Annotated in this window: 7 protein-coding genes; 6 read left to right on the top strand and 1 reads right to left on the bottom strand. The window is 60.0% G+C overall.

Annotation, left to right across the window (positions count from 1 at the left end):
* The 4 genes from J0I64_RS03895 to hflX all read left to right on the top strand — a co-directional run.
* Positions 1-540 (top strand): ATP-binding protein (locus tag J0I64_RS03895; protein WP_291406300.1); only part of this gene is annotated, 540 nt, incomplete at its 5' end.
* Positions 541-1,923: a sigma-54 dependent transcriptional regulator gene (locus J0I64_RS03890; RefSeq protein ID WP_291406299.1), complete on the top strand. Its 1,383-nt coding sequence runs from the start codon at positions 541-543 to the stop codon at positions 1,921-1,923.
* Positions 1,924-2,105: 182 nt separating this feature from the next.
* The gene (gene hfq / locus J0I64_RS03885; RefSeq protein WP_035078721.1) at positions 2,106-2,357 is read left to right on the top strand and encodes an RNA chaperone Hfq; all 252 of its coding nucleotides are present in this window, start codon (positions 2,106-2,108) and stop codon (positions 2,355-2,357) included.
* Positions 2,358-2,365: 8 nt separating this feature from the next.
* Positions 2,366-3,733, top strand: a complete 1,368-nt coding sequence (gene hflX, locus J0I64_RS03880; protein ID WP_291406298.1) for a GTPase HflX — start codon at positions 2,366-2,368, stop codon at positions 3,731-3,733.
* On the opposite strand, the gene mazG is transcribed toward hflX, so the two are convergent.
* A complete protein-coding gene (gene mazG / locus J0I64_RS03875; RefSeq protein WP_291406297.1) occupies positions 3,730-4,548 on the bottom strand; it encodes a nucleoside triphosphate pyrophosphohydrolase in 819 nt (272 codons plus the stop codon). The two genes, hflX and mazG, sit on opposite strands and share 4 nt — an antisense overlap.
* A gap of 151 nt (positions 4,549-4,699) precedes the next feature.
* On the opposite strand from mazG, the gene J0I64_RS03870 reads away from it, so the two are divergent.
* Complete coding sequence (locus J0I64_RS03870) at positions 4,700-4,918, top strand: DUF6500 family protein (RefSeq protein WP_291406296.1); 219 nt, start codon at positions 4,700-4,702, stop codon at positions 4,916-4,918.
* A 239-nt stretch (positions 4,919-5,157) separates the two neighbouring features.
* On the top strand, positions 5,158-5,970 hold the full coding sequence (gene panB / locus J0I64_RS03865; RefSeq protein ID WP_291406295.1) for a 3-methyl-2-oxobutanoate hydroxymethyltransferase: 813 nt from the start codon (positions 5,158-5,160) through the stop codon (positions 5,968-5,970).
* Positions 5,971-5,980 lie beyond the last annotated feature (10 nt).

The raw sequence follows: 5,980 nt of genomic DNA, 5'->3' as shown, positions 1-5,980 counted from the left end.
ATCCGGCAAGCGGTTTTTCTGGAGAGCGTTCGCTTGCCAGAAGTTGCCATTGCCACAGAATTGCCCGATGAAGCGATCTATGCGTGGTTCGACACGCGTCTGGTTTCGCAGACGCTGACCAACCTCATCAAAAATGCCGTGGAGGCATTCGAGGGGGTGGATATGAGTTCGGGCTGGCAGCCGGCCATCAAGGTTGAGGCGCATTACGAGGGCAATCACGCCCGTGTGTCGGTTTCCGACAATGGCAAAGGGTGGCCAAAGGAAAACCGGCAGCGGCTGCTGGAACCCTATATGACGACGCGGGAAAAGGGGACCGGTCTCGGCCTCGCCATTGTTGCCAGGATCATCGAGCAGCACGGTGGGATTGTCGAACTGGTCGATGCCGAGCCCGATGAACAGGGCAGGGTAGGCGCATGCGTGACGTTCACGCTACCCCTCCGCGCCCAGCAGAAGACAAATGAAAAGGACGATTCGGTCCAGGTCGAGCCCGAATTGCCCCAAGAGGAGGAGTCGCTGGTGCCAGCGATTGTCCAGAAGTAGATGGCTCTAGATATTCTCATCATCGACGACGAAGACGATATCCGCGACCTGATTGCCGGCATCCTCGAGGATGAAGGCTTTGAGGCGCGCCAGGCGCATGACGCGGATAGTGGTCTCAATGAGATCGCTCGTCGGCGGCCGAGTCTGGTATTCCTCGATATCTGGATGCAGGGATCGCGCCTCGACGGCCTGCAACTCCTGGACGTGTTCCAGAGCCAGCACCCGGACATGCCTGTGGTCATGATTTCGGGCCACGGCAATGTCGAGACCGCTGTCTCGGCCATTCGCCGCGGTGCATACGACTATATCGAAAAGCCCTTCAAGATTGACCGGCTGCTGCACGTGACGCAGCGAGCCATGGAGGCAACGCGGCTGCGCAACGAAGTCGCGGAACTCAAGGAGCGCTCGGCATCCAAGAGCGCCGATATGGTCGGTGGTTCGCCTTCGCTGCAGCAGGTGCGCGGCCTCATCGACAAGTCTGCACCGACCAATTCGCGCATCTTCATTGCGGGCCCGTCCGGCGCCGGCAAAGGCCTTGTGGCGCGACTTATCCATCAGCGCAGCCCGCGCAATGATGCGCCCTTCGTTGAGATCAACGCCTCGCTCTATGCGCCTGACGAAGTGTCTGTAGTGCTCTTCGGTCGTGAGGGCCGCGACAAATCCGGCCTGCTTCAGGTCGAGGTAGGTGCACTCGAACGTGCCCATGGCGGCACGCTCTATCTCTCGGAAGTCACTACCTTGCCCGCTCAGGTGCAAACCGCGCTGCTGCGGACCTTGGTGGAGAACCGGTTCAACCGTGTCGGCGGCGCTCAGGCCGTGCCGATCGACGTCCGTATCATTTCTTCAAGCTCGCAGAACGTCCCGGCACTGACGGATTCCGGCGAGTTCCGCTCCGACCTCTTCCATCGGCTGGCCATCGTCCCGGTGCAATTGGTTCCGCTCAAAGAGCGCCGTGAAGATATTCCGCCCCTGGTTGATGTCTTCATCGAGCAGGTCTGCCGCATGCACAATCTCCAGCGCATGAGCATCGGCGACGATGCCATCGCCGTGCTGCAGGCGCAGGATTGGCCGGGCAATGCGCGGCAGTTGCGCAACTCCATCGAGCGGCTGCTTATCCTCATGAAGGACCAGCAGCCGGAAAATGGTGTCATCACCGCCAGCATGCTGCCCTCAGACATTGGCGAAGTGCTGCCGACGGTCGGCGACACCGATGCGTCAGCGCACCTGATGAGTCTGCCTCTGCGCGATGCTCGCGAAGTTTTCGAACGTCAGTATCTGCTGGCGCAGATCGAGCGGTTTGGTGGCAATATCTCCAAGACGGCGGAGTTCGTGGGCATGGAGCGCAGCGCCCTGCATCGCAAGATCAAATCTTTGGGACTTTGATCGGATTGCGAAAATGGCGACAAGCCATGCATTCGCCGCGGGTAGGCAGCGGGGCCGATTTGTGGCATAGTTGATAATGCATGATAAATCCGGGGGATGGGGACTGGGCGGCAGTCTTCGAAGGCTCGGACGCAAGAAATTGCGGAAAACAGCGACAATAAATGCCGCGACAAGAGGCCTGAATGCCCAGCGAAAAGCAGCAAAACCTGCAAGACTCTTTCCTTAATCACGTTCGAAAGCAGAAGGTGCCGGTCACGATCTTTCTCGTGAACGGTGTCAAACTTCAGGGTGTGATTACCTGGTTCGACAATTTCTGCCTGCTGCTGCGCCGTGACGCGCAGTCGCAACTGGTCTATAAGCACGCAATCTCGACGATCATGCCGGGCGCGCCGATCCAGCTGTTCGATCCCGAGCAAAACAACGACCACGACTGACGGACCATATGGGCGATTTTGACGACGAGGACGGCCGCCTGCCAGGTGGCCCGAAACCCTATATCGATCGGCAGGAACAGCCGACACGTACGGGGCTCGTTTGTCCCGATGTTCGCGGAAAGTCGTCCTATCACAGCCTCGAGGCGCGTCAGGCCGAGTTTGAAGGCCTGGCCGACGCCATCAAGCTCGACGTGCTTTTCTCGGACATCGTAAAAGTTCGCGAGATCCGCCCGGCAACCTATATTGGTGCTGGCCATGTCGAGGCCCTTGCGGCCAAGGTGAAGGCCGAAGACATCGAGCTTCTCCTTGTCGATGCGGCTCTATCACCGATCCAGCAGCGCAATCTTGAACGCGAGACAGGCACCAAAGTGCTCGATCGCACCGCGCTGATCCTCGAAATTTTTGGCGAGCGCGCCGCTACGCGCGAAGGCGTGCTACAGGTCGAGCTTGCGCATCTCAATTATCAAAAGGGGCGTCTCGTGCGCTCCTGGACCCACCTTGAACGCCAGCGTGGCAGCGGCGGCATGGGGTTCATGGGCGGCCCGGGGGAAACCCAGATCGAAAGCGACCGCCGGCAGATCACCGAGCGCATCGTGCTGCTCGAAGATCGCCTGGAAAAGGTCAAAAAGACACGCGCCCAGCAACGACAACAGCGCACCCGCGCCGCCATTCCGGTTGTCGCTCTGGTCGGCTACACCAATGCCGGCAAGTCGACGCTTTTCAATCGCCTGACCGGGGCAGGGGTCTTCGCCGAAGACCTGCTTTTCGCCACGCTCGATACAACCATTCGCAAGATCGAGCTGCCGCATGGCCGTGAAGTAATGCTCAGTGACACGGTGGGCTTTGTTGCCGACCTGCCGCACGATCTCGTCGCCGCTTTCCGCGCTACGCTCGAAGAAGTCGTGGATGCCGACATAATCCTGCACGTCCGCGACATCGCCAATCCGGACCATGCTGCGCAGGCCCAGGAAGTGCTGATCGTCCTCGACGAGCTAGGCGTTTCCTCGGAAACCACGCCGATCATCGAGGTCTGGAACAAGATCGACTTGCTCGAAGAGCCTGGTCTCGCCATGGCGGCCGCCGCGCCCGTTGGCAAGGTTCTGGCGAGCCTGCCGGTTTCCGCCCATACAGGGCAGGGCATCGAAGACCTCCTGAACCTCATCGAACGTTCGCTCGGCGAGCAAAGCCGGACCTACCACGTGCACGTGCCGCACAGTGCTGGCGCGGACATCGGCTGGCTCCACAGCCATGCCGAGGTCATTTCCCGCGACGAGCCGACTGAGAAGGGGCAGGACTATGTTGTTCGGGTCGAACCGCGCCACAAAACCGCTTTTCTTGAGCGCTTCAACGGTCGTATCGCGCTCTCCGACCTCTAGGTCTTAACTGCCTTGTCGGCTGCCCGGATTTCGTTCCAGTAGCGGTCGAGCCGGTCTAAGCCGGCTTCGGCAGGTTCAATCCCTTCTTCGCGGCTTCGGGCCTCGACATAGTGGAAACGCCGCGTAAACTTTGCATTGGCGTCGCGCAGGGCGGCTTCGGCATCAACGCCGGCGTGACGCGCCAGGTTGGCAACGGCGAACAGAAGGTCTCCGATCTCTTCGTGAACCGCCTTGTTGTCGCCATTCCGATACGCCTCGGCGACCTCTGACGCTTCTTCCTCGACCTTGGCGAGCACCGCACCAAAATCGGGCCAGTCGAACCCGATCTTGGCAGCCTTCTTGGTCAGTTTTTCGGCGCGGGCTAGGGCAGGGAGCACCTGTGGGACGTCGTCGATTGCGGAGGTGACGACATCGCCACGCCGAGCGGCCTTGGCAGCCCGCTCCTGCGCCTTGATTGCTTCCCAGTTGACCTGGGCACCGGCAGCGTCATCGGCCGAGATGTCGCCGAACACATGTGGGTGGCGGCGGATCAGTTTCTCTGTAATGGCATAGATGACGTCGCCAATATCGAAATGGCCGGCTTCCTTGGCCATCTGAGCATGAAAAACCGGCTGCAGAAGCAAATCGCCGAGTTCCTCGCGCAGGTCGTGGAAGTCTTGGCGCTCGATGGCGTCGGCGACTTCGTAGGCTTCCTCGATCGTATAGTGCCGGATCGTCGAAAAGTCCTGTTCGAGGTCCCAGGGACAACCGCCGTTCGGATCGCGCAGCGCCGCCATGATTTCGATGAGGCGAGAAATGTCGCGAGAAGGCTGCATAGGCTGACATCCTGAGAATCGTTTCGGCACCATCATAGTGTGCCTGCGCCCACAATTGGCTCGCATGGTGGCCGGCCTGAACCGAAATCACTGCTGACAGCTTTTGGCTGTCATTGGCCTAGATCAGACCGCAGCACGACGAGGAGCAACCATGCGGGCAAGCCTGAGAGCCAAAGCCGTTTCCATCTGCAACGAGAAGATCGAAAAGAAGGGCGCAGGCGTTGGACTGTCCTTCTACGCGTTCTTCGCCAACAGGAACGATGACCCCGAATTGCTAATGGAAGCAGCGGAGTGGTGGATCAGGACACACGCGCTCGATCACTTCGAAAAGGCGACAAAAGTCCGAGACTTGATCCAGGCAGGGCTCTAAGGGATAGCGTCACGGTGGCACATACGCAATTCGCATAATATATATTATGGAACTATTTTGTGTAGAGATGCGCCGGAATCTCCGCCCTCAGGCTCACCTCGGCGTTACGACGCCGCATCCGGCTTGGACTTGGACACCCCACAACACCATATAAGGTTTGGACAAGCGCCGCTGTCCCTGTATCAACGCCGCGCGTCCAAGGACGCAGGTTTGATGTTCATAGAGCCGTGGAGACTACGATGTCAGTCCCGTCAGCAACCAAACGATTGACCATCCGCGATATCGGCCGCATGCGTCAGCGCGCCGAACCCATCGCTATGCTGACGGCGTATGATAGCGTCACGGCATCGCTCGTTGACAAATCCGGCATCGACATCATCCTCGTTGGCGACAGCCTGGGCAATGTCGTGCTGGGCTACGACACCACGCTCAAAGTCAGCCTGGACGACATGATCCGTCATTCGGCGGCGGTTGCGCGCAGCACCGAGCATGCGCTGCTGGTTTGTGACATGCCGTTCGGCACGACGACCGATCCAGAGACGGCATTGCGTAGCGCTGTGGAGGTTCTCCAGCAGACTGGCGTACAGGCGGTCAAGATCGAAGGCGGTCTCCCAATGGCGCCGGTAGTCAGACGGCTAACCGAATATGGCATTCCCGTCGTTGCGCATATTGGGTTGATGCCGCAATCGGTGCACCAGTTGGGCGGTTACTACACCCATGGCAAGGCGGCCGAATCTGCCGAGCGGCTGACCCACGAAGCGCGCGTTCTCGAAGCGGCCGGTGCCTTCGCCATCGTGCTCGAGTGCGTTGTGCCCGAGGTTGCGAATGCGATCACGGCGGAGTTGACGATTCCGACTATCGGCATCGGGTCCGGTGCCGGCTGCGCCGGTCAGGTACTGGTGATCAACGACCTTATCGGGCTGAACACCCGCCCTGCCCCCAGCTTTGCCAGGCCAAGGGCTGACGCAGCTGGGCTCGTCCGCGCGGCAGTCGCCGACTATGTTGCCGAGACCAAGGGCTCGGCCTTGCAGACCAAAGCAGGAGCGGCCTGAAGGCCGCTTC

Origin of the sequence: Devosia sp., from assembly GCF_017307565.1 — a bacterium.
Classification (GTDB): Bacteria; Pseudomonadota; Alphaproteobacteria; order Rhizobiales; family Devosiaceae; genus Devosia.
This window is presented reverse-complemented; position numbering and strand designations above follow the sequence as displayed.